This is a genomic window from Thermostichus sp. OS-CIW-31 (assembly GCF_054060305.1).
The window spans coordinates 1-23,550 of record NZ_JBSSDA010000031.1; the positions used below are offsets into that span (position 1 = coordinate 1).

Consider the following 23,550-nt stretch of genomic DNA (forward strand, 5'->3'; position numbering starts at 1 on the left):
GTCGGAAGCAGGAACCCGCCGAGACGACTGCGCAAGGAGCCATCCATGCGTAGCGTGGTAGGAATCTCCGGCCTTCAGGCCGGGGAGGATGTCAACACAGCTTGCCCTCAGGGTCAGCACAGGTGAGAATAAAAAAACAGAGAAGCCATCCTCAAGCTCATTTTTGTCTGCCTGTGAATCCTGTTCGCACCCTCTCCGCCACCAAAGCGGCCTTTTTCAGCGCCTACCCTCGCCCGATCAACGCCGTCTATCGCCGGGTGGTGGAGGAGTTGTTGGTGGAGCTGCACCTGACCACCGTCAACAGCACCTTCGTCTACGATCCGTTTTTTGCCTTGGGGCTGGTCACCCTCTACGACGGGCTGATGGAAGCCTATCACCCCCCTGAGCAGCGAGAAGCCATTTTCAACGCCCTCTGTAAGGCTCTGCACCTCAAGCCGGAGGTGTTGCGCAAGAATGCCCGCGATCTGCTGGAGTTGATGGGAAGCGGGGATCCCCGTCAAAGACTTGATCTCCTCTGTCTCAAGCCAGAGGCGGAAGATGTGGGTGGGTTGAAAGCCATTTTGGAGCGCATGACTCAGCCGCCCTACGCCTACAGCCGGGTCTTAGCTGTTGGCCTTTACACAGCCTATGAAGTTGTGGCCAAGTCCCTTTACGAAGAACCAGAAGAACGCACCCGCCGCTTTTTGGAGAATGTGGTGAGCAAGCTGCCCTTTTCAACAGAGCGGGTGAGAAAAGATCTGGAGCTCTATCGCAGCAGTTTGGATCGCATGAAGCAGGCGCGGGCTGTGGTCGAGGAGATGGTAAAAGCCGCCCGGCGTCAGCAGGAACGCCGCCAATCGGCCGCCTCTTTGCCCGAGACTTCCCTCGGCGACCCAAGCAAGCCTGGCAGCTAAACCCCGGCCCTAAGCCAGATACTGAGCCCAAGTTTCCACCACCTCGGGGGATCCATACCAGCGCCGTCCACCCCGACCGGAATGGTAGCAGTTGGGCAGAGTGAGGTTAACAGCCCCCTGCAGGTGGGCAGCCTCGATGGGGGTAATGCCATCGCCCCACAATTCCCCCTGTCCAGCCGTGAGCCAATAGCTGTTGTAGGCCAGCCAAGCCAGATAATGCTCCTGTCGCCACAGGGATCCCAGACTCAACCTCTGCCCCTGGATGACCCTGCCCGCCACGCACACATATTTGACCTCGGGCCAAAAGGCCCCCGGATAGTGGGTGTTGACAAAGTCCAAATTGCGCTTCGTCCAGCGCTCCCGGCTGGTGTGGGGGGATCCCAAGCTAATCAGCGCAGCGACCTGCTCCCGCCCCTGCCACACCTGTCCCCCATAGGGCACGGATCCCAGGTAGATGCGGGCAATCCAGCCGCCGGCGGAGTGGGCCACCAGGTTAACTCGGTCAACCCCAAACTCAGCGCAGGTCTTTTGGATGGTCTCTCGAAGGGCCCACAGGATGGGAGTGACAGGCCTTCCCCCCAGCGTGGGAAACCAACTGCGCACCTGCAACGGCACCACCCGTGCCGCATAGCCGCGGGCTTCCAGCTCTTGGCGCAGGGGCTCATACTCCGACGCACCCGCCAGATAACCGGGCAAAATCACCACAGGGGCCATACGCTAGCGGGGATACCAGAACATGCCTTTGATCCCCTCAGGGTCGGCGGTGAAGCCCAGCCGTTCGTAAAAGCTGACCACTCCCTGATCGGCAAAAAGGGTGATGTTGCTGATGTCTCGGGCGCGCAGCTCGTGGATCACCTTTTCCATCAGCCGCTTGCCCAGACCCCTACCCTGGAAATCGGGATGAACCACCACATCCCAAATGGTGGCATTGAAAGCGTGGTCGGACGTTGCCCGGGCAAAGCCGATGAGGCGACGGTAGCTGCCCCGCTGCTGCCACATCGACACCACCAAAAAGCTGTGCTGCAGGGCTTTTCTCACCTTGTGAATGGGGCGACGCGACCACCCCACCGCATCGCAGAGCTCCTCTAGCTCGTACAGATCCAAGTTGGGATCCAAGCTGAAGAGGATTGTCTCCCCTCGTACCACCACCGTTTCCTGGCGACGGTCGGCCCTAGCTGTTTGCGCCGGCTCTTTGGTTGTAGCAGCTCCTGCTGACCCGAACAGGCCCTTCCAAAAACTCATGTGAATCGCTGCCGAGTGAAAGCTCACCCCTACTTTGGGTGAGCGTGTCCTCAGTATAGCCAGGATCGGTGGCGGAATTGTTTCCAATTTCTAGGGATCCCCCCGAAGGGGGAACGAAAGGGCATTAAAAGTCATAGCGGGACAGATGAAAAGTTTCCAATTTCTAGGGATCCCCCCGAAGGGGGAACTATATGAACAGTTTACCGTTGTCCGGCTTGTTCTCTAGTTTCCAATTTCTAGGGATCCCCCCGAAGGGGGAACGAAGTCTTGGCTCTGCTCTCTCGGCTGAATCAAACGCAGGTTTCCAATTTCTAGGGATCCCCCCGAAGGGGGAACTTCATCCGGCATTCAACACACTTGGCAGGCTCTGCTTGAAGTTTCCAATTTCTAGGGATCCCCCCGAAGGGGGAACTAATAGTTTGATTTCCATTTTACCTCCCTTCACTAGGGGTTTCCAATTTCTAGGGATCCCCCCGAAGGGGGAACTCGTAACAAACAGCCTCTATGAGGCTGACGAGATCTTGTTTCCAATTTCTAGGGATCCCCCCGAAGGGGGAACACGCTATAAAGTTCGCCGGAACTGACGGCCGTTACTTAAGTTTCCAATTTCTAGGGATCCCCCCGAAGGGGGAACGAAGAAATGTTTCCCATTTGTTAAGTAGGCTTGTTGTTTCCAATTTCTAGGGATCCCCCCGAAGGGGGAACAGCTCCTTAAGCTCCTCATCCTCATCTACCTCTTGGGGTTGTTTCCAATTTCTAGGGATCCCCCCGAAGGGGGAACTTGGTTTTGGGTAAACCCCTCTTCACTGGTAATCGTATAATGTTTCCAATTTCTAGGGATCCCCCCGAAGGGGGAACAACTTGAAATTCAATAACAACAGGATCATCTGGAACAAAGACAGGAAGTTTCCAATTTCTAGGGATCCCCCCGAAGGGGGAACTTCTTGATTGCAACTCCACTATAGTGGAGTTGCCAGGTTTCCAATTTCTAGGGATCCCCCCGAAGGGGGAACCATCTCAATTATTAGAGGGTAATACACCATCTTTTCTTTTGTTTCCAATTTCTAGGGATCCCCCCGAAGGGGGAACTTAGCATAAACCTGGCTCATTGCTTTTTGTATCTGAGGTTTCCAATTTCTAGGGATCCCCCCGAAGGGGGAACCCTCCTCAGAAAAGAATAGTTGATCGATAGCATTGGTTAGATCTTGTTTCCAATTTCTAGGGATCCCCCCGAAGGGGGAACCAAACACCCAGGATTTTTCCTGGGTGTCCTTTCTATCGTTTCCAATTTCTAGGGATCCCCCCGAAGGGGGAACCAGCCAAGAGGAGATCAACTGGATGCTTTCTAACTTGGATTGTTTCCAATTTCTAGGGATCCCCCCGAAGGGGGAACACTTGAAGTACATATCAACCTCCGATTTAGGCAGGTGAGTGTTTCCAATTTCTAGGGATCCCCCCGAAGGGGGAACATTTCATCGGATTCATAACTACCTCCCTTTCGGGTAGAGAAAGAACGTTTCCAATTTCTAGGGATCCCCCCGAAGGGGGAACAACGTTGACGAGGACTTTCACCTCGTCAGCAATACGGTTTCCAATTTCTAGGGATCCCCCCGAAGGGGGAACAGGAAGCGTGCTCGTGCTCTGGCCAAACAAATTCACGGTTTCCAATTTCTAGGGATCCCCCCGAAGGGGGAACAAGTTATGTCTACTAATGTGTTCGCATACCGTCCACTTGTTTCCAATTTCTAGGGATCCCCCCGAAGGGGGAACTGCAGCTCAACTTTGGCAGTAGATAAGCCTCCAATTGTTTCCAATTTCTAGGGATCCCCCCGAAGGGGGAACTTGGGAATCTAGTGTAACACCTAGCCTGAATTAAAACCAGTTTCCAATTTCTAGGGATCCCCCCGAAGGGGGAACACTTAGGGGTCGAAGCACCTGCCCGAGAGGGGGTGTGCCGGCCCCAAAAGTGTTTCCAATTTCTAGGGATCCCCCCGAAGGGGGAACTTAGAGAGTGATGATATCGGTTTACCTGGAGTATTGTTTCCAATTTCTAGGGATCCCCCCGAAGGGGGAACTTATTAAACATACTAAATATCTCTAAAACAATATCTAGTTTCCAATTTCTAGGGATCCCCCCGAAGGGGGAACTCAAATCCTACAAGACAAACACTGTGCAGCTATTCGCTGTTTCCAATTTCTAGGGATCCCCCCGAAGGGGGAACACTTGACCGTTTAGATCGCGCTCAAGAACAAGGCAGTTTCCAATTTCTAGGGATCCCCCCGAAGGGGGAACCTCCAATAAAGTACCCTCACTGTACGATTGCGGGGGAGTTAGTTTCCAATTTCTAGGGATCCCCCCGAAGGGGGAACTTCATCATAGCTCTCAGTTGTGAGCTCTTTCCAACATTCGTAGTGTTTCCAATTTCTAGGGATCCCCCCGAAGGGGGAACAAGTAGTGCCTATTAACAACGAAAAAGTACGAGAATTACTTGTTTCCAATTTCTAGGGATCCCCCCGAAGGGGGAACAAACAAATGTGGGACATTACTGTTGTGTAGGTTAACCTGTTTCCAATTTCTAGGGATCCCCCTGAAGGGGGAACCCCTAATGAAGGGAGGAGTTTACTATGGCAAAATACACCAAAGAAGTTTCCAATTTCTAGGGATCCCCCCGAAGGGGGAACTAAAAAGCGGGTTCTACTGGGTCATTGGACCCACCGACAGTTTCCAATTTCTAGGGATCCCCCCGAAGGGGGAACAGTTCGAGATTGTTCTTCACGATGACTGGTCTCCGGCAAGTTGTTTCCAATTTCTAGGGATCCCCCCGAAGGGGGAACTGGGAAACGTTGCGTGCCTTGATACAGTACAAAGCCATGGTTTCCAATTTCTAGGGATCCCCCCGAAGGGGGAACGATATTTCTATGGTCATAGTATTTAGCTATATTCTTGTTTCCAATTTCTAGGGATCCCCCCGAAGGGGGAACTGGGATGTTAAAGTGATTTGATCCAACTAACCTCCGTTTCCAATTTCTAGGGATCCCCCCGAAGGGGGAACTGGTTGATTACCGCCATAATCGCTGGATGATACTGCAGGGTTTCCAATTTCTAGGGATCCCCCCGAAGGGGGAACCCTGAAAGAGACTGAACTCCTCGAGGGCATTCCGTGCCGTTTCCAATTTCTAGGGATCCCCCCGAAGGGGGAACTGCAATACGGATATGGAGCTACGTATAGCTCTACCGTAGTTTCCAATTTCTAGGGATCCCCCCGAAGGGGGAACACCAAGGCAGTGAAATCTGCCAATGTCGCACACAAAATCCAACAAGTTTCCAATTTCTAGGGATCCCCCCGAAGGGGGAACTTGAAGTAGGTGTAAGAAATATAGGTATGTCAATATGTTTCCAATTTCTAGGGATCCCCCCGAAGGGGGAACAATAACGCCTGCCATGCAGCAGACGGTAAGGCGATTTCGCGTTTCCAATTTCTAGGGATCCCCCCGAAGGGGGAACTTTCTTCAGGGGACGTTGGGTAGTTCTACAAGAAGGCTGGAAAAGTTTCCAATTTCTAGGGATCCCCCCGAAGGGGGAACTATCCGGACAATAAATTCGTCGCCAGTAACCCATTTAGTTTCCAATTTCTAGGGATCCCCCCGAAGGGGGAACCTACCTCTCCCTTCATTGGGAAGAAACAACACCCAGGTGAAGTTTCCAATTTCTAGGGATCCCCCCGAAGGGGGAACGCTGGTTGATGCCAAACGTGCCCGGATGAACCGGAGAGCATCTAGTTTCCAATTTCTAGGGATCCCCCCGAAGGGGGAACACAAAATCTTCTGTGATAACCTCAATTTTCACCAGTGTTTCCAATTTCTAGGGATCCCCCCGAAGGGGGAACATGAAAGGTCAGGAGGCAGTTGCCCCTCGAAAATCGCGTTTCCAATTTCTAGGGATCCCCCCGAAGGGGGAACGTGATTGTACCTGTCGACGTATTGAAACGCGCAGATTTACTGTTTCCAATTTCTAGGGATCCCCCCGAAGGGGGAACTGGAGGCAATGCGGCGCTGGCTGGAGCTCGAGAAAGCGCGGGTTTCCAATTTCTAGGGATCCCCCCGAAGGGGGAACGCTCGTACTGGAGGAGAAGGAGGGTGATACCATAATTGTTTCCAATTTCTAGGGATCCCCCCGAAGGGGGAACATCACGATCCCAGAGGGATACGATGGGATCCTGAATCTGTTTCCAATTTCTAGGGATCCCCCCGAAGGGGGAACCATCTTTTGAAACGCCGGTGGCTCCGGCTCAAGAACAGTTTCCAATTTCTAGGGATCCCCCCGAAGGGGGAACATCCGGTTTTTCAAGCTTTCGGGGTTAACCTCGAGCTCTGCGTTTCCAATTTCTAGGGATCCCCCCGAAGGGGGAACTTCCTCAGACTCCTCGGTGCGGATTACATGTTAGTCCGTTTCCAATTTCTAGGGATCCCCCCGAAGGGGGAACATTATGTGGCACAAAGAGCAGGCGCTCCTGAAGCGCCGTTTCCAATTTCTAGGGATCCCCCCGAAGGGGGAACATGATACTGCAGGACGGATGGATTAAGGACGGAGTACCTGTTTCCAATTTCTAGGGATCCCCCCGAAGGGGGAACTGGAAGAAAGTCACGAGGATATCGTGATCCAATACCAATGTTTCCAATTTCTAGGGATCCCCCCGAAGGGGGAACAGGTCGGTGAGCCAATCAAACATTGGCCCAAAACTGTTTCCAATTTCTAGGGATCCCCCCGAAGGGGGAACTTCGGTGGAGAGTTCCTCTCCAGTCCTGGCTTGAGGACGAAGGTTTCCAATTTCTAGGGATCCCCCCGAAGGGGGAACAGTAACATCTAGTCCCACCAAAGGCTGCCTTAGTGGCAGTTTCCAATTTCTAGGGATCCCCCCGAAGGGGGAACGACCCCACCGAAATCTCCGGTGGGATCACTCACGTACCGTTTCCAATTTCTAGGGATCCCCCCGAAGGGGGAACTTCCTGAGTGGATTCTCGCAAAGTTTTGTGAGAAGGGCGAAGTTTCCAATTTCTAGGGATCCCCCCGAAGGGGGAACCCGCGCAGTTTACACTGACCCGCAAGGGGAGGTGTGGAGTTTCCAATTTCTAGGGATCCCCCCGAAGGGGGAACCCGGTAAGACTAAGGAAACTATGCTGAATCGAATCAGGGCGTTTCCAATTTCTAGGGATCCCCCCGAAGGGGGAACGCGAAAGCCGCTTACCGGGCTGCCAAACGGCAGGAACGGGTTTCCAATTTCTAGGGATCCCCCCGAAGGGGGAACTCGAGTATATGATCATGACACATTACGATCTGATCTAGTTTCCAATTTCTAGGGATCCCCCCGAAGGGGGAACCCCACCCCTATTAAACCCAAGCAGGGCAAGGAATGCAAGACCCATTTGCGAGGGATCCGGAAAAAAGTCGGCAAAAAGAGCTGCGGCGAGGGGGTTTTGGGGCTGGAAAGCCTTGTGGCGCAAGGCATCGAGGGATCCGACGAAAGAATCGGCCTTTGCGGCTTTTGGCGGATCGCTCGCGGAGGCGTTGATACCGTTTGGGTGTTGTCTTGGAAACAAGGGTGAGTACCCGAGCCTCAACCGGAATTTGCGGGGCTTGGCGATTGCCCAAGGCGTGCCCCCTAGCCGCGGGTGTAGCCGGCTGGGGGATGAAAGCAGATACGATGTTTTCAACTTTTCACAGTCGGAGAAATCTCATGAAAAAGTGGATTGCCTCGGCTACAACCCTACTCTGCTGTGTGCTTGTCCTGGTTTTGTTTTGGCCCCATGTTACCTCTGCCCAGAGGCAGACCCTCAATCTCTACATCTGGTCAGAATACATCGATCCCGACATCCTCACCGCCTTTGAAAAAGCCACCAACAGCCGCGTGCTGGTCAGCGTGTACGAATCCAACGAAGACATGGTGGCCAAACTGCGGGGGGGAGGCACCAGCCAGTACGACATTGTTGTTCCCACCGACTACATTGTGCCCAACATGTTGGAGCTGGGACTGCTGCAGCCTCTCAACAAAGAATTGATCCCCAACCTAAGCAACCTGGGCGAAAAATTTGTCGGCCTGCCCTTTGATCCAGAAAACACCTACACCGCCGCCTATCAGTGGGGCACCACCGGCATTGGCTACCGCAAAGACCGCCTGCCCGAAAACTTTGAACGCTCTTGGGGATTGATTTTCGACCCGCAGCAGCAGTATGGCCCCTTTGTGATGATCGATGAGATGCGATCCATGATCGGCGCTGCTGCCGTTTACCTGGGCTTCGATATGAACACCACCGTTCGCTCCGAACTGCAGCAGATCCAGCAGCTTTTGATCGACACCAAGCGCCGCAGTGCCGGCCTAATTGGGGGCGTGGGGGGCAAAAACCAACTGGTTTCTGGAACGGCCAATGTAGCCATCGTCTACAGCGGCGATGCCCTGCAAGCTGCCGAAGAGAACCCCAACATCGGCTATTTTGTCCCCCGCGAGGGTGCCCACATTTGGCTGGATGTAATGGCCATTCCCGCCCAGGCCCCCAACCCCGAGCTGGCCAATCGCTTCATCAATTTCATCCTGGATGCTGAAGTCGGCGCTCAACTGAGCAACCACAACCGCTTCGCCACCCCCAACGCTGCAGCTCTGCCCATGATCAACCCAGAAGATCGGCAAAACCCGGCCATCTACCCTGACGAAGAGGCCCTTGCCAAACTCACCTACCTTAAAGTGCTGTCAGGGGAAGAGCTGCGCCTCATCGACGCCCTCTGGACAACCGTGAAAAGCAGCTAGGGATCCCTTGTTAGCTCTCGACACAAAACTTGACAATTTTTAATATCTGAGCCACATTAAAGATGTCACCCGTTGATGGAGCTAAAACCATGGAGAACCAAGAAGCTAAGTTCGGCTTTACCACCTTCGCCGAAAAATGGAATGGCCGTTTGGCAATGCTGGGCTTTGTGATCGGCGTTGCGACCGAGTTGCTGACCGGCCAAGGGATCCTCTCTCAAATTGGCCTGATGTAATCCCAGTAGACCCAAGACACTGCTGTAGATCTTTGCTGTAGATCTTTACAGGCCTGGCTGCGGCCAGGCTTTTGCATCGCTTCCGAATGCAACAGGCATGAAAATTTCTGCTGCATTGCTTCCTAACTCCCCTCTCTCTGGGAGAGGGGGTGGCCACGGAAGCGGCGCCGAGCCTTTGGAATCTATCCTTCCAGATCTCGCAAGTACTGGCGGATATCGGCCAAGATGCGTTCTAGGTCTTCTGGGGCCTGGAGAGCCCGTGCCCATTCTAGGTCATGACCACCTTGGGATCCCTGCTGGGCCAGCGCCACTCCTAAGTGTTCCAGCTCGCGAACCACTTGGCAAAAAGCATTAGCTCCCACGTTGGAGCTGGCTCCTTTGAGGCGATGAGCGATCCGCCGCATTCTTTCTGCGTCGTAACCGGCAATGGCTTGGCGCAATTGCGGCAGCTGGTCTTCACAATCTTGGATGAACACCTGCAATAGCTCTCGCTGAAACCCGCGATCCCCGCCGGAAACCTGATCCAGATAGGCAGAGTCGATGGGATAGGGCAAGGTGGGAGAAGAGGGATCCCGGCTCTCAGCGGGGGAAGCTGGAGAGGCTGCTTCAGAAGCGGCTTGGTTGGAGGATCCCCCTGCAGACTGAGCAATCAGCTGGCTCCAGTGGTTGAGCAACCTTTGCAAATCTTCCTTCAGCACCGGCTTGCTGAGATAGTCGTCCATACCTGCCTGCAGGCAGCGCTCCCTATCCTCCTGCATGGCGTTGGCTGTGATGGCAATCACCACTGTGCGGTGGCCGGATCTCCGTTCCTGTTGGCGTAGGCGGCGGGTGGCCTCGTAGCCATCCATCACCGGCATCTGACAATCCATGAGAATAAGGTCATATCTGACCTGCTGCAGGAGATCCAACACCTCCTGACCATTGGCCACCACATCGGCCTTGTAGCCCAAACTCTCGAGCTGGCGCAAAGCCACCTTTTGGTTGACGGGGTTATCCTCTGCCAGCAAAATGCGCAGGGACTGCTGGGGTCGGTCGGCCATAGGCGTCGCCTGAGAGAGAGGGGGGCCAATGCCCAAAAGAGAGGTGGAGAGGCCAGAAGATTTCCCCAGGGCCATGGCCAACGCCTCCTGAAGGCGGCTTTGTTTTACCGGCTTAACCAAGTAGGCGGCAAAGCCAATTTCAGCAGCGCGGCGGGAGTGCTCCCCCAGTCCCAGTGAAGTCATCATCACCAGTTGCGTCTCGGCCAGTTGCGGATCTGCCTTGATCCAGCGGCCCAAGGTCTCCCCATCCACCTCTGGCATTTGCATATCCAAAACGGCCAGGGGGAAGGGTCTGCCTTCCCGAACGGCTTGGCGCAGTTTGTCCATAGCCTGATAGGCATCCTCGGCCTCTTCCACCACCATTCCCCAAGCCGCGGCCTGACAGCGCAGGATCTTGCGATTGGTGGCGTTGTCGTCCACCACCAACAGTCGCTTGCCCTGCAGATCCACCGGGATGCGAGCAGAAGGCTGGGCAAGCTGCTGGACGTAGGGCTGCCGCTCCAGAGTCAGCTCGACGCTGAAGGTGCTGCCCTGTCCCTCCTGGCTTTGCAACGAGATGGTTCCCCCCATCAGTTCTGTCAGTTGTTTGCAGATGGCCAAGCCCAGTCCCGTACCTCCGTATTTGCGGGTAGTAGAGGCATCCACCTGGCTAAACGGTTGAAACAGCTTGCTCTGCGCCGCCGCCGGGATCCCGATTCCGGTATCTCTCACCGAGAGCTTGAGGTGGGCATGGGTAGCGGTTTCTTGCAGCACCTCTGCTTGGATCACCACCTCTCCTCGGTGGGTGAACTTAATGGCGTTGCTTACCAAATTGTTGAGGATTTGCCGTAGTCGCGAGGCATCTCCCCGCAGGTAGCGCGGCACTTCCGGTGGCATGAGCACCGCCAGCTCCAATCCCTTGGCGTGGGCAGTGGGGGCAAACAGATCCGCCACCTCTTCCAGACACGAGCGGAGATCGAAATCCAGGATCTCCAGCTCCATTTCCCCGGCCTCCAATTTGGAGAAGTCCAGGATGTCGTTGATGAGGGTGAGCAGCGCATCGCCGCTGACGCGGATGGTCTCTACAAAGTCCCGCTGTTCTGCATTGAGGGGGGTCTCCAGCAGCAGGCCCGTCATCCCCAACACCGCGTTCATGGGGGTGCGGATCTCGTGGCTCATGGTGGCCAAGAAGCTGCTCTTGGCCTGGGCAGCCTGCTCTGCTGCTTTGCGGGCTTGTTCCAGCTCGAGGCTGCGCTTTCTCTCCCGTTCCAAAAGGGCTGCCTGGGTGAGGGCAATGCCAATTTGGTTGGCCAACTGCGACAGCAGCTCCATCTCAAACGGCTGCCACTGACGGGGCCCGGAGCACTGGTGGGCCAGCAACAACCCCCACAACTGCTGCTCCAAAAACAGCGGCACCACCATGTTGGCCCTGACCTGCATTTTTTGCAGCAGCTCTAGGTAACAAGGCTCCAGTCCTTCACTTTCCACATCGCTAACAACGCGAACGCGGCCCTGGCTGTAGAGCTGGGCGTACTTTTCCTGAAAACAGGGATCCTCGATCACCTCTCCTGCCAGCGAGGGGATCCCCGGCTGAGTTTTCTCGTTGGAGATGATCCCGGAGCCATCCGGCTGGAAGCGGTAGACCAAGACTCGGTCGGCTTTGAGCAGGGCTTGGATTTCTGTTACCGCCGTCTCTAGGATCTCGGCGATATCCAAAGATTCGCGGATCTTCAAGCTGAGATTCGCCAGCAACTGAGCCCGGCGGTTTTGCCGCTCCAATTCTTCTGCCGCTTTCTTCTGCTCGGTAATGTTGCGGAAGATGCCCCGCGTAGCCACCATCACTCCATCTTCAAAGCGGCAGTTGACATTGCCCTCCACCCAAACGGTTTCACCGCTGGCCGTGAGGAAAGCTGTCTCTACCCTCTCCAGTTTCTCCCCTGCTAGAAGCTTCTGGAAAAGAGCCTGGCAGTGCTCTCGGCAGTCGGGATGGAGAATGTCGAAGAGGGTCATCTGATAGACCTGAGCTTCGTCGTAGCCCAAGGTCTCCTTCCAAGTGCGGTTGACATATAAAAAGTGCCCTTCAGCATCCACGCTCTGGATGAGGTCAGTGGCATTTTCAAAGAGATCCCGGTAGCGCTCTTCGCTTTCTTTCAAAGCCAGCTCCGCCAGCTTGCGGTCGGTGATGTCGATGCCGGTGCCCATGACAAACTCCACCTCGCCGGCAGCGTTGATTAGGGCGGTGTTAGACCAAGAAATAAGCCGCAGTGCCCCTTGCTTGGTGCGCCAAAAATTCTCATGGCGATTCAAAAAGAGGGAATGATTGCCCTTGAGCTGTTCAAAAGCTTGCTTCACACCAGGCACATCTTCCGGCGGGATCAAACCCAAATCCCACAGCAGCCGGCCCTTGACCTCTGCCAGCGAGTAGCCAGAGAGCTGCTCGGCAGCGCGGTTGAAGCGCAAAATGTGTCCCTCAGGATCCAGAACCACCACCAGCGCCCCTGCCGTATCAATAACCGCGTTGGTAAAATCTCGCTCTTGCTTGAGGGATCGTTCTGCCTCTTCTCGCTCGGCAGTCTCCCGACGGATGAGGAAGTAAACCGAGGCCAAAACCAGGTAAGTAAAAATGAGCCCGCCAAAAGCAATGAGATTGGTTCTAACCCAGGCAAACTGCAGTTCCTGATTGCGTTGCTCCAGAAGGCGATTCTCCTCCTGCTGCAGCACCCGAATCAACTCGACAATTTGCTCCACCAACCTTGGCCCTTCGCTGCTTTCTAGAGCTTCCTGAACGGCAGGTAGCCCCTCTTGCTCCAGCAGCAGCTCTAGGCGCTTCAGGCGCTCTTGCTGCAGGGGGTTGTCAGCAGTGAGCTCTTTCAACAAGCGCAGATGGGTGGAGGTGGCTTCAAGGCTGGCTTGGTACTCACTGAGATAGCGAGGATTATTGGTCAGAAGATAGCCACGTTTACCGGCTTCGGCGGCGCGGGTTTCCGCCAGCAATCCTTCCAAGTTTTGGATCACTTTTAGAGTGTGGGCCACTCGTTCTGTAAGCTGCGGCAGTTGAGAGGCATTCCGCTGAGCTGAGTAGGTGATCCCGCCCAAAAGCAAGGCAGCCAGGCCAAAACCGGCGGTAACTTTGAGGAGAAAGCGGTTTTTGCGGGCAGGTTTAGTATCCCCCGACTTAGGCAGCAGAGGCGTCTGAGCCAGTTCCCTCAAAGTACGGCGCAGCTCCAGTTGGGCCACCACCTGATGGGCCAGGGCTTGTAATTGCTCCAGTTGTTCTGGGGTCAGGTGCCGAGGCTGATAATCGACAACGCAAAGCGTGCCCAGGGCCTGCCCTTCTGGAGTTACCAAGGGAATGCCAGCGTAAAAGCGAATGTGGGGCTCTTGCGTAACAAACGGGTTATCGGCAAAGCGGGGATCCTGAGTGGCATCGGGCACCACCAGCGGCTCTTTAGGCGACAAGATGGCGTGGGCGCAGAAGGCCACATCCCGTGGGGTCTCCTGCACATCGACGCCGAACTTGGCTTTAAACCACTGGCGGTGTTCGTCGATAAGGCTGACCAGAGCAATGGGCGTGCCGCAGATGTGGGCAGCCAGCCGCACGAGTTCGTCAAAGCTGTTCTCAGGAGCGGTGTCCAAAATCTGATACTGCCGCAGGGCAGCCAGCCGCTGCTCTTCGTTGGGAGGGAGGGGGGCCTTAGGCATAGGTCAAACTAAGCGGAGAGGAAGGGTTCGGATCCACCGATCTCGGAGGTCGATAGTCTCAAGGTAAAAGAGGTAACCCCAGCATAACTTCTAGATCCCATCTCTCGAAAGCTACAGGGATCCGATCCCCAAACCAGCTTCCCGTTGGTTCAGTTCGCTACATTTTCACCACGCCTGCGTCAGCTACTCTAGCTCCTGCAAATTAAGCAAGCTTCGAGTTGAAATTTCTCAACGGAAGACTTACTATAGAGCGACGAGCTTTGTAAAGGGGGAATACTCTCAGTCATGCAAAAACTCCAAGACAGTTTGGTAAAAGCTCTGAGCATCGATGGAGCACTGGGGGTAGCGCTGGGGGATTGGAAAACTGGGATGTGCTTGGGATATAAGGGCACCAACAGCTCCGCTTTTCCTGAAGCTAACTTGGAGCTGGCAGTCGCCGGAAATACAGAAGTAATTCGCGCCAAAATGCGAGTTGCTGAGTCTCTTAAGCTTACTGACAAAATCGAGGAGGTTCTTATCCTGCTGGAGACTCAGTACCACCTAATGCATCTAGTCCAGCACATCTCTGGTTTGTTTTTCTATCTGGTTCTGGATCGAGAGAAAGGCAACTTGGCCCTTGCCCGCATCAAGCTTGGCCAAATCGAAAAGGAGCTGGCCCTCTAGAAGTGGAGGTGAAGCCGGACAACCTGGCAGTATCCCCTGAAACCCATTTTGGGGGAGTGCGGAACCGGGGACTTGAACCCCGATGGCATTGCTGCCACTAGAACCTGAATCTAGCGCGTCTACCATTCCGCCAGTTCCGCGGCGATCTACAAGTGTGCCCAAAGCAGGGGATCCCTGTCAAGGCTCCTGAGAGGTCTGGAGTGTTGGGAAGAGGGGATCCTCGTTGACGGCTCTATCTGTGCTAAGCTCTGCTGCGCACAAGATTAAAGCCGATAACGCTGACCTTGGCCGACTTTACCTTCACCTGCGAGGGCACCTGCCCCCACACTCAAGCGCGGGCAGGATACTTCGTCACCCCCCACGGCGGGATCCCTACTCCTTGTTTTATGCCGGTGGGAACTTTGGCCAACGTGAAAACCCTCACCCCGGCCCAGCTCAAGGAAACGGGCGCCCATATTATTCTCAGCAACACCTATCACCTGCACCTACAGCCCGGCGAGGACATCATTCAAGCGGCAGGGGGGCTACACCGCTTTATGGGCTGGTCGGGCCCCATCCTCACCGATTCAGGCGGCTTTCAGGTCTTTAGCCTCAGCGCCATTCGCCAAATTAACGAGGAGGGGGTAACGTTTCGCTCGCCCCGCGATGGCCGAACGATCCACTTCACCCCAGAGCTATCCATCCAGATTCAAAATGCCTTGGGTGCCGATGTGATCATGGCCTTCGACGAGTGCCCGCCCTACCCTGCCAGCCCTGAGGAAGTGGAAGCAGCGGTGCGGCGAACCACCCAGTGGCTGAAACGGTGCGTGAAAGCCCATCGCCGCTCAGATCAGGCTTTGTTTGGCATTGTGCAGGGGGGAGTTTACCCGGAGCTGCGCCGGCGGGCGGTGGAAGAGGTCTGTCGGTTGGATCTGCCGGGCTATGCCATTGGCGGGGTGAGTGTGGGGGAGCCGGTCGAGTTTATGCACGCCGTTGTGCGGCAAACAGCCCCTCTACTGCCGGCAGATCGCCCCCGTTATCTCATGGGGGTGGGCACCTATGCAGAGATGCGGGCCGCCGTGGCCGCCGGAGTGGATTTGTTTGACTGCGTGATCCCCACCCGCTATGCCCGCCATGGCACGGTGATCAGCCGGGGCAAACGCTGGAACATCAAAAATGCCGAGCACCGCCGCAGCCTGGATCCCATCGATCCCGACTGTCCCTGCTACACCTGCCGCCACTTCAGCCGCGCCTACTTGTGCCACCTCATCCGCGCGCAAGAGATCCTGGGCTACACTCTGCTCTCCATCCACAACATCACAGAGCTGATGCGCTACACCCAGAAGATGCGTCAGGCCATCTTGGAAGGCCAATTTCATGAGCACTGGGATCCCTGGAGCTAAGCCGGCCGGGAGATTTGTCTGGAAGCATCTGATCCATTTTGGTAGAATAAGTACATGGGATAGTACGTGCATGTACGTGCATTTAAGCTATCCCATGTAGCCGCAGGAAGGAGTCAGATCATGGCTATCCGAACCCTCAGCAGCGTGATTGAACAGCACATCGCCGGCCTTCCGGGCTTGATTGCTGTTTTGATAGGGCGGGCCACTGATGGTACCACAGTAGCCAAAGTAACCTACGTCAGTGATAGCCAAGAGGAGCAAGCCCTAGAACGTTTGGGCACCTACGCCGGCGACCTAGTCCAGGCCAACAGTCGTCTATGCCAGCTTGTCAGCTCTGACCAAGAGGCGGACTACCTTTTGGCCGGCACTTCGGCGTTGCGGGTTGTCATCAAAGCGTTTCCCAAAAGCCCCTACTTTGTGTTACTCCTGACCCGTTCCATCACCGACCTCAGAGCCATTTCAGAGCGCATCAAAGCCATTCTGATTGACGGAAAGCCGCTACTGCCCCCTGTGCAGGACAGCACCATGTCTTTGGCTCAGGCTCTGATGGACTATGCCAAGCGCTACGCTCCGGATCCCAACTTTGTGGCCCTGCGCCTGTCTTTGAAAACAGGTCTAGACCGCAACCGCCTTGAAAAAGGCACCCTGACCCGGCAGGAGTTGCGCATTCTTTACAAAGCGGTAGCAGATCTTTTGGGCCGAGAGCGTCTGCCTATTGCCATGCCGGCCTGAGTAGTCGAGAATAGCTGGCGAGCTTTGCCTGAGGGCAGTTGCCGCGCTCAGGGGTCTGCTTTGAGCACTATCATTCATCTCAACCCACTTGTCCATGCTTGAACATCTCCATCTCGACCGCGACCGTAAGCTCATCTCCCTGTTTGGAGAGCCGGTTATCTTCCACTGCCATCACTACAACCTATTCCTGCAGCAGACTATTGAAGATCCCGACTGGATCGATGGAGTAGGGATCCTGCGCACGGCAGCCCAGGAGATTTTTTACAGTCTTCTGTACGGAGCTTTCAAGGCTCTTGGCATTCAGGAGACCCAAGAGCGCCTGGCAGTGGCAGCTCAGATCTTCAGTTTTTTAGGATTTGGGCGGCTGGCGTTTGAGGTGACCCCTTCAGGCGGGGAAGTGCAGCTTACCCATTCTCACTATGCAGAAGGTTGGCTGAGCAAGTACGGGGATCAAGTCAACCGCACACGTCCCATTGACCACTTGGCGGTGGGCTATGTGGCAGCAGCTCTGGATGCCACTTTTGGCGAGCTGGGAAGCTACGGGGCAGAAGAAACGGAGTGTATGGCCGTTACGCGCAAGGATCACTGCGTGATCCAGGCCACTCGGCTGCCAAAGCCTCAGTCGCTGACTCCCAGTCCAGGCATGGGCAAGCTTATTGAGCAGCCAACCCAGTTCCCGCAGCCCGTAACGGCAGTGGACTATGACGCGGTCAACGAAGCTCTGTGGGGCTTGCCTTTGGCCGGAGATGAGCGGGGGCAAATTCGCGCGTTTAACGTGTTGCTAACGCGCATGCCTGCCAACTACTACAACCGCATTCAGTATCGCTTTTTACAGGAGCTGAAGGCGGTGCAGGCTGAGCTGATGGGGGTGGGGGAAGCTCTTATCCGCGAGTCGGGGCATGTCTGTGTGTTCTACACCTTCGGTAACATCATGGAATCGGTGGAGTGGGAAACCCTGGTGGGGCCGATGCTGGAGAAGGACACGGACTGGATCCACGGCGGCTATGCGGTGGCCAGCAGCCTGGGGTGGGGTCGCTGGCAGGCTTTGGAGGTGGTGAGCGGCGAGTCTTGCCGGGTGGCCATTGACGGCAACTACGAAGCCAACTACTTTTTGGCTTCCTACCCACGGGCAGAAGATCCCGCCTGCTATTTTGCTCAAGGGGCGGTGCCGGCGATGATGAATCTGGTCTACAACGGCAACATCCAGCAGAAGCCGGTTTTGGATCAAGTCTTCTACAACCGCCTCTTCCAGCGGGGTGGGCTCTTCCACGGCCAGGAGACCAAGGCTAGAGAGAAAGGGGATCCCTGGTGCGAGTTCTACGCCGCTCGCGTCAGCGGGACGGAGTCCTTGCGGATGTAGGGATCCATGCAGGTGCGTGTCCTCAGGCGGCGGGAGTGTGGGGCTGGGTGGGCCACCGACCTGCTGCTGCCGCGCTGCCTTGCCTGGTCGGAGGTAGAGGCTCTGGCCCAGGAATGGGGAGCCGCTTGTCGCTGTTTTCAAGGGCAACTGGTGTGGCTGGATCTGCCCTCAGGCCGGATTACGGCTTCACTGCGGGTGCCCCGCCTGACGTTGCGACTCCACGATGCCAACGCTGAGGCGCGGATCCTAGATCGCTTGCAGCAGTTGGCGAAGTCTGCTGATTCCAAGGCAGAGGAGAGTTGAGGGCAAGCCTGGCGCGAACATCCTATCCTGCCATGGCAAAGAGGGCGCTCCAGTCGCGGTTGGGCACACCCGGCTTGGCGATGATCTCAAGGATGCGATTTTGGGCGGCGGGCTGGAATAAACTTTCGACGGCCACTTGGGCTACTTTCGTGCGGGGGATGCTGCCGTCAAAGAGGGTATCCGCCTTGGATAGGACAATGCCATCGTCGTTGTCTTGGTTTTTTAGGCCCCCCGGTCGAACGATGGTGTAGGTGAGGCCGCTTTTTTGCAGATATTCTTCCGCCCGTTTTTTCCACACCAGGATCAGCCAAAACAAGTTGAGGGGATGGAACAGCTGGGAAACACACAGGGAAGAGATTAAAACAAAGTGTTGGATCCCTTTGGCTTTGGCCACATCGACCAGGTTCTTGGTGCCTTCATAGTCGACTCGGTAGGGCTGAAAGGGATCCCAACTGGGCCTGGCCCCGGTGGCACAGAGCACCACCGTGCATCCTTCCATGCCCGTCTCCAGCGTGGCCGGATCCAGCACATCCCCCACCACCACTTCCGCTTCGCGGGGCAGAACTCGAGCGGCCAGCTCGCGGCTGCGCACCAGCGCCCGTACCGGGATGTCGCGGCCCACCAACTCTTTGACAATGCGGCGTCCGGTTTCTCCTGTAGCCCCTGCAACAAAAGCCTGCATAAGTTTCTCCTGCAAAGCTGTTTATACCCGGTGTAGCTGTTTGAGGATTTGCAGTGGCCCCATAAGCCATTATCTTCCCAAAATCGGCCTCAGGTTCCCTCTTTTCCATGACAGGATGGTAGGGATCCCGCCCCCCGGTGCATCAGATGGTTGCCCAAGCTGCTCCTACTGCCTACGAGGCCCAAACCCAAGCTCTTGCCCAATCTCTGTTCGCCTCTCTTTCGGGAGAGAAGAGATCCCTGCTGGCCCAGTGGCGGGATCAACTGCGCTGGGAGGACAAGCTGCTGGCCTGGGCGATGGAAAACCCCCACTTGCGCACCCAGTTGTTCCGCTTGATTGATGTCTTGCCCAGCTTGAAAAGCAAGGCTGAGGTGGCCCGCCATTTGCAGGAGTATCTTTCAGATCCGGCGGTGGAGTTGCCGGGGATGCTGAAAAGCCTGCTCAACTTTGCAGACCCCGACTCCCTGCCAGGACAGTTGGCTGCCAGCACTCTCACCGCTGCTGTGGAAGCTCTGGCCCGCCGCTATATTGCCGGAGAAACTCTACAGCAAGTCAGCAAAACTCTGGAAGCTTTGCACCGGCAGGGTATGGCTTTCACCCTGGATTTGCTGGGGGAAGCCGTCATCACCGAAGCGGAAGCCCAATCCTACCTGGATCGCTATCTGCAGGTGATGGATCATTTGGCAAAGATGGTCAAAACCTGGCCACAACCGCAGCCGGTGCCGCAAGTGTCGGTAAAGCTGACAGCCTTCTATTCCCAGTTCGATCCCATCGATCCCCTGGGGGCCAAAGCCAAAGTGGGGGAACGGATTCGCATCCTGTTGCGCCGGGCAGAAGCTCTGGGAGTCGGGATCCATTTCGACATGGAGCAGTACCGCTACAAATCCCTCACCCTGGCCATTTTGCAGGAGCTGCTGCTGGAGCCGGAGTTCAAAAGCCGCACCGACGTTGGCCTGACGCTGCAGGCCTACCTGCGGGATAGCTACACCGATCTGCAAAACCTGATCGCCTGGGCCAAAGAGCGGGGATCCCCGGTGACGGTGCGCTTGGTCAAGGGGGCCTACTGGGATCAAGAGACCATCTTGGCGGCGCAAAAGCACTGGCCACAGCCGGTTTACAACAGCAAGTCTGCTACCGACGCCAACTTCGAGCGCATGACCCAGCTTTTGTTGGAGCACCACACCCATCTCCACGCCGCCATCGCCAGCCACAATGTGCGCTCTCAGGCCAAAGCCATCGCCATTGCCCAAGCCCTGGAGGTGCCCCAGTCTGCTTTTGAACTGCAGGTGCTCTATGGCATGGCCGATCCCCTGGCCAAGGCCCTGGTGCAGAAGGGACAGCGGGTGCGGGTGTACTGCCCCTACGGGGAGCTGCTGCCGGGCATGGCCTACCTGATCCGGCGCTTGCTGGAAAACACCGCCAACACCTCTTTTCTGCGGCAAAGCGTTCAGGGTTACACCCCCGAGCAGCTGTTGGCCCCGCCGGTCTTGGATGAGGGATCCGTTTTCCAGGCTCCTTCTCTCTCGTTTGCCGCCGCTCCCGATACGGATTTCAGCCAGCCCCAGCAGCGGGATCCCTTTTTTCAGGCATTGGACGAGATCCGGCCTCAACTGGGTCAGAGGGTTCAGCCCTGGATTGCCGGAGAATATCGCCCCACCCGACAAGCCATGCTCTCCCTCAACCCTGCGGATCCTGAACAGGTGGTAGCGGAAATTGGGTTGACCGATCTGGAACAGGTGGAGCAAGCCTTGGCAGCGGCCCAAGCCAGCTTCCCCAGCTGGAGGCGCACCCCCGTTGCCGTGAGGGCGGGGATCCTGCGGCGGGTGGCGGAGCAAATCGAAGCCCAGCGGGCGGAGCTGGCTGCCTGGATGGTGCTGGAGGTGGGCAAGCCCATTGCCCAGGCCGATGGGGAAATTTCTGAGGCCATCGATTTTTGCCGCTACTACGCCCAACAGATGGAGGCTCTGGAGCGGGGACGGGAGTGCAACCTGCCCGGCGAAACCAACCATTACCACTACCAGCCCCGCGGTGTGGCGGTGGTGATCGCCCCCTGGAACTTCCCCCTCTCCATCCCCTGTGGCATGACAGCGGCGGCTTTGGTGGCCGGAAACTGCGTGCTCCTCAAGCCGGCGGAGCAATCTTCGCTGATCGCCGCCAAACTGGCGGAGTTTATCCTCAAGGCCCTTGCCGAAGCTGGGATCCCGGAGGGTGTCTTTCAATTCCTGCCGGGGGTGGGCGAAGCCATCGGCCCCCTGTTGGTTCAAGACCGGCGGGTGCACCTGATTGCCTTCACCGGATCCCAGGCGGTGGGTTGCCAGATCCTCGCCCAAGCCGCGCAACTGCAGCCGGGCCAGCACCACATCAAACGGGTCATTGCCGAGATGGGGGGCAAAAACGCCATCCTCATCGACGAAAGCGCCGACCTGGATCAGGCGGTCAAAGGAGTGGTCAACTCCGCCTTTGGCTACAGTGGCCAGAAATGCTCCGCCTGCTCGCGGGCGATCGTTTTGCAGTCCATTCACGACCTGTTCTTGGGGCGGCTCATCGAGGCGGTGCGCTCTTTAAATGTGGGGGATCCAGCCCACCCCAGCACCCAAGTTGGCCCGGTCATCGATGCAGAGGCCCAAGCTCGCCTGCAACAGGCCATTCAATCGGCTAAGGCTGATGCCCGCCTCGACCTCAGCCTGCCCGTGCCGGAAAAAGGCTACTTCGTCGGCCCCACTGTGTTCAGCCAGGTGGATCCCCAGTCAGAGCTGGCGCAGCGGGAGCTGTTTGGCCCGGTTTTGGCGGTGATCTCAGCGCCGGACTTTTCTTCTGCTCTGCAGATGGCCAATGCCACCCCCTACGCCCTCACCGGCGGTCTCTACAGCCGCACCCCTTCCCACATTCAACAGGCTCGCCAGGACTTTGCCGTCGGCAACCTCTACATCAACCGCGAGATCACCGGGGCGTTGGTGGAGCGGCAGCCCTTCGGCGGCTTCAAGCTCTCCGGCGTGGGATCCAAAGCCGGCGGCCCCGACTACCTGCTGCAATTTTTAGAACCCCGCACCGTAACCGAAAACACGCAACGGCAGGGCTTTGCTCCCATCGAGGGATCCTGAGGATAGGGCTTGGGAAAGCTCATTGGACAGGCTTGGCCACATCCCCAACCTTGAAGCCTGCCCCGCTGAGAATGCGTCCCACACTGGAGCTGTCATCCACCTCCGTCAGTTGGACCTGTCCGGCTGGCTCAGTCAATTTGCGCAAGACTGTCCCCGTGGCCGGATCCTTCACCTCGCGGACGACGCGCTCCACAGAAAGAATCAATCCCACCCGATAGCCATCGCGGCTGCCCTTGTTCAGGATCACCTGGTTGCCGTAGACATCCGCCACCAAGGCGTCAACCGTTGGCAGAGAGCGAGGCTGAGCTGCCAAGCGCCCGGCAAAACCGGCCAACTGCTGGGCAATTTGCTCCACCGCTTGTTGGCTTGCCAATACCAACAGCTTCTCTTCGTTGCTGGTGGCGGATCCCCCGCCAAAGCCGGCAACCGTGACCGTGCTATCCGACTGGCTGGCGTTGCCTTTGCCCTCGACCACGGCCAAGATCTCGGCAGTACTGGTGCTCACCAAGCGGGCATTCAGCTGCACGTTGGCATCGGCATCCACTGACTCAGCGCCCACCGCCAGCGGGAAGCTGCCGAAGGGAGTTAAGACCGGTGCCCCACCCCCAGAACGGCGCACAGACACATCAAACTGGGTCACACTGCCGAGGATCACCGCATCGACCCCTAGGATCCGGCCTACCTGAGCAGCGGTGTTGGCATCCAGTCGACCGGATAGACCCAGGTTCTGCTCGGCCAAGATCGCGTCCAGCCGCGAGCGCTCGATGACGGAAAAGGTGCCATCTCTCACCAGCCGATCCACCAACAGGTCGCTCACCCCCCGAGAAGCCTCGCGGAAGCTGTAGGGATTGCTGAGGCTGCTGAAATCAAAGTCCAAGACTGCAATCCGAGGACGGGATGTGGGTTGCGGCGCTTGTCCCACCTGTCTGGGGGCAGAGAGGGTGCAGCGAATGTCTTGGGGAAATTGCTGGCAGAGGGCTGGATTGGCGGATTGGGCCACCACCGGGATCCCTGTCCAGCCTAGGCTTACCAAAGGGATCCCGAACAGCAAAACGGAAGAGAGGTTGCGCATGGTTAAACGATCTCCTAGATCTGGGAAGTGGCCACAGTTACTCTCAGCTTGCACCCAAAAGAGCTTCAGGGCGGTGACCGGTATCACCTGGCAGCTAAGGGCTAAGGATCCTGACGTCGCCTGTTCCCAGAAGATGCCCTACACTCTACCGACTACAAGGTTGTTGAAAAAAGGGATTGAGAAGGTTTGTATAGAAGAGTTGACAAATCTCAACCCTGTTGAGCAAAGGTACTCGCTCTCTGCAATTGACATCCTCCCCGGCCTGAAGGCTGGAGATTCCTACCACGCTACGCATGGATGGCTCCTTGCGCAGTCGTCTCGGCGGGTTCCTGCTTCCGACCGCCCGTGCAGTTCGATCCACAGGCC

The 23,550-nt window shown here is 56.6% G+C and carries 15 protein-coding genes, 1 tRNA gene and 1 CRISPR repeat array; of the genes, 10 read left to right on the top strand and 6 right to left on the bottom strand.

The window, feature by feature from the left end:
- The first annotated feature begins 173 nt into the window (after positions 1 to 173).
- The gene (psb29, locus tag ACVWY9_RS13330; protein ID WP_041436186.1) at positions 174 to 893 is read left to right on the top strand and encodes a photosystem II biogenesis protein Psp29; all 720 of its coding nucleotides are present in this window, start codon (positions 174 to 176) and stop codon (positions 891 to 893) included.
- Positions 894 to 902: 9 nt separating this feature from the next.
- Here psb29 and ACVWY9_RS13335 read toward each other — a convergent pair whose 3' ends face one another.
- The gene (locus ACVWY9_RS13335) at positions 903 to 1,607 is read right to left on the bottom strand and encodes an esterase/lipase family protein (protein WP_011432154.1); all 705 of its coding nucleotides are present in this window, start codon (positions 1,605 to 1,607) and stop codon (positions 903 to 905) included.
- 3 nt (positions 1,608 to 1,610) lie between these two features.
- On the bottom strand, positions 1,611 to 2,135 hold the full coding sequence (locus ACVWY9_RS13340) for a GNAT family N-acetyltransferase (RefSeq protein WP_414343795.1): 525 nt from the start codon (positions 2,133 to 2,135) through the stop codon (positions 1,611 to 1,613).
- Positions 2,136 to 2,214: 79 nt separating this feature from the next.
- A CRISPR array of direct repeats spans positions 2,215 to 7,514; the repeat unit is 36 nt; unit sequence GTTTCCAATTTCTAGGGATCCCCCCGAAGGGGGAAC.
- A 356-nt stretch (positions 7,515 to 7,870) separates the two neighbouring features.
- Between ACVWY9_RS13340 and ACVWY9_RS13345 the strand changes: the two genes are divergently transcribed.
- Both ACVWY9_RS13345 and ACVWY9_RS13350 read left to right on the top strand, forming a co-directional pair.
- On the top strand, positions 7,871 to 8,935 hold the full coding sequence (locus tag ACVWY9_RS13345; protein WP_148202683.1) for a polyamine ABC transporter substrate-binding protein: 1,065 nt from the start codon (positions 7,871 to 7,873) through the stop codon (positions 8,933 to 8,935).
- Positions 8,936 to 9,024: 89 nt separating this feature from the next.
- Entirely contained in the window at positions 9,025 to 9,168 is a 144-nt protein-coding gene (locus ACVWY9_RS13350; protein ID WP_041436191.1) for a chlorophyll a/b-binding protein, read from the top strand.
- Positions 9,169 to 9,350: 182 nt separating this feature from the next.
- Here the strand turns inward: ACVWY9_RS13350 and ACVWY9_RS13355 are convergent, their stop codons facing one another.
- Positions 9,351 to 13,889 (bottom strand): GAF domain-containing protein, encoded by a 4,539-nt coding sequence (locus ACVWY9_RS13355; protein WP_457388874.1) that lies wholly within the window; start codon positions 13,887 to 13,889, stop codon positions 9,351 to 9,353.
- Positions 13,890 to 14,174: 285 nt separating this feature from the next.
- Between ACVWY9_RS13355 and ACVWY9_RS13360 the strand changes: the two genes are divergently transcribed.
- Complete coding sequence (locus tag ACVWY9_RS13360; RefSeq protein ID WP_457388876.1) at positions 14,175 to 14,552, top strand: hypothetical protein; 378 nt, start codon at positions 14,175 to 14,177, stop codon at positions 14,550 to 14,552.
- A gap of 57 nt (positions 14,553 to 14,609) precedes the next feature.
- Here ACVWY9_RS13360 and ACVWY9_RS13365 read toward each other — a convergent pair.
- Positions 14,610 to 14,692, bottom strand: a tRNA-Leu gene (locus ACVWY9_RS13365).
- Positions 14,693 to 14,836: 144 nt separating this feature from the next.
- On the opposite strand from ACVWY9_RS13365, the gene tgt reads away from it, so the two are divergent.
- The 4 genes from tgt to ACVWY9_RS13385 all read left to right on the top strand — a co-directional run bounded on the left by tgt (position 14,837) and on the right by ACVWY9_RS13385 (position 18,329).
- Positions 14,837 to 15,934 carry a tRNA guanosine(34) transglycosylase Tgt gene (gene tgt, locus ACVWY9_RS13370; protein WP_457388878.1) on the top strand — a complete coding sequence of 366 codons (1,098 nt, stop codon included), beginning with the start codon at positions 14,837 to 14,839 and terminating at the stop codon, positions 15,932 to 15,934.
- A 120-nt stretch (positions 15,935 to 16,054) separates the two neighbouring features.
- Complete coding sequence (locus ACVWY9_RS13375; protein ID WP_457388880.1) at positions 16,055 to 16,666, top strand: hypothetical protein; 612 nt, start codon at positions 16,055 to 16,057, stop codon at positions 16,664 to 16,666.
- Between the two features lie 94 nt (positions 16,667 to 16,760).
- Positions 16,761 to 18,026 (top strand): hypothetical protein, encoded by a 1,266-nt coding sequence (locus ACVWY9_RS13380; protein WP_457388882.1) that lies wholly within the window; start codon positions 16,761 to 16,763, stop codon positions 18,024 to 18,026.
- A 6-nt stretch (positions 18,027 to 18,032) separates the two neighbouring features.
- Positions 18,033 to 18,329: a hypothetical protein gene (locus tag ACVWY9_RS13385; protein ID WP_457388884.1), complete on the top strand. Its 297-nt coding sequence runs from the start codon at positions 18,033 to 18,035 to the stop codon at positions 18,327 to 18,329.
- A 22-nt stretch (positions 18,330 to 18,351) separates the two neighbouring features.
- On the opposite strand, the gene ACVWY9_RS13390 is transcribed toward ACVWY9_RS13385, so the two are convergent.
- The gene (locus tag ACVWY9_RS13390; RefSeq protein ID WP_457388885.1) at positions 18,352 to 19,011 is read right to left on the bottom strand and encodes an SDR family oxidoreductase; all 660 of its coding nucleotides are present in this window, start codon (positions 19,009 to 19,011) and stop codon (positions 18,352 to 18,354) included.
- Positions 19,012 to 19,157: 146 nt separating this feature from the next.
- Between ACVWY9_RS13390 and pruA the strand changes: the two genes are divergently transcribed.
- Entirely contained in the window at positions 19,158 to 22,112 is a 2,955-nt protein-coding gene (pruA, locus tag ACVWY9_RS13395; protein ID WP_457388887.1) for an L-glutamate gamma-semialdehyde dehydrogenase, read from the top strand.
- 19 nt (positions 22,113 to 22,131) lie between these two features.
- On the opposite strand, the gene ACVWY9_RS13400 is transcribed toward pruA, so the two are convergent.
- Entirely contained in the window at positions 22,132 to 23,184 is a 1,053-nt protein-coding gene (locus tag ACVWY9_RS13400) for a CsgG/HfaB family protein (protein ID WP_011432168.1), read from the bottom strand.
- 73 nt (positions 23,185 to 23,257) lie between these two features.
- On the opposite strand from ACVWY9_RS13400, the gene ACVWY9_RS13405 reads away from it, so the two are divergent.
- A partial coding sequence (locus tag ACVWY9_RS13405) for a hypothetical protein (RefSeq protein ID WP_457388889.1) occupies positions 23,258 to 23,550 on the top strand: 293 nt, incomplete at its 3' end.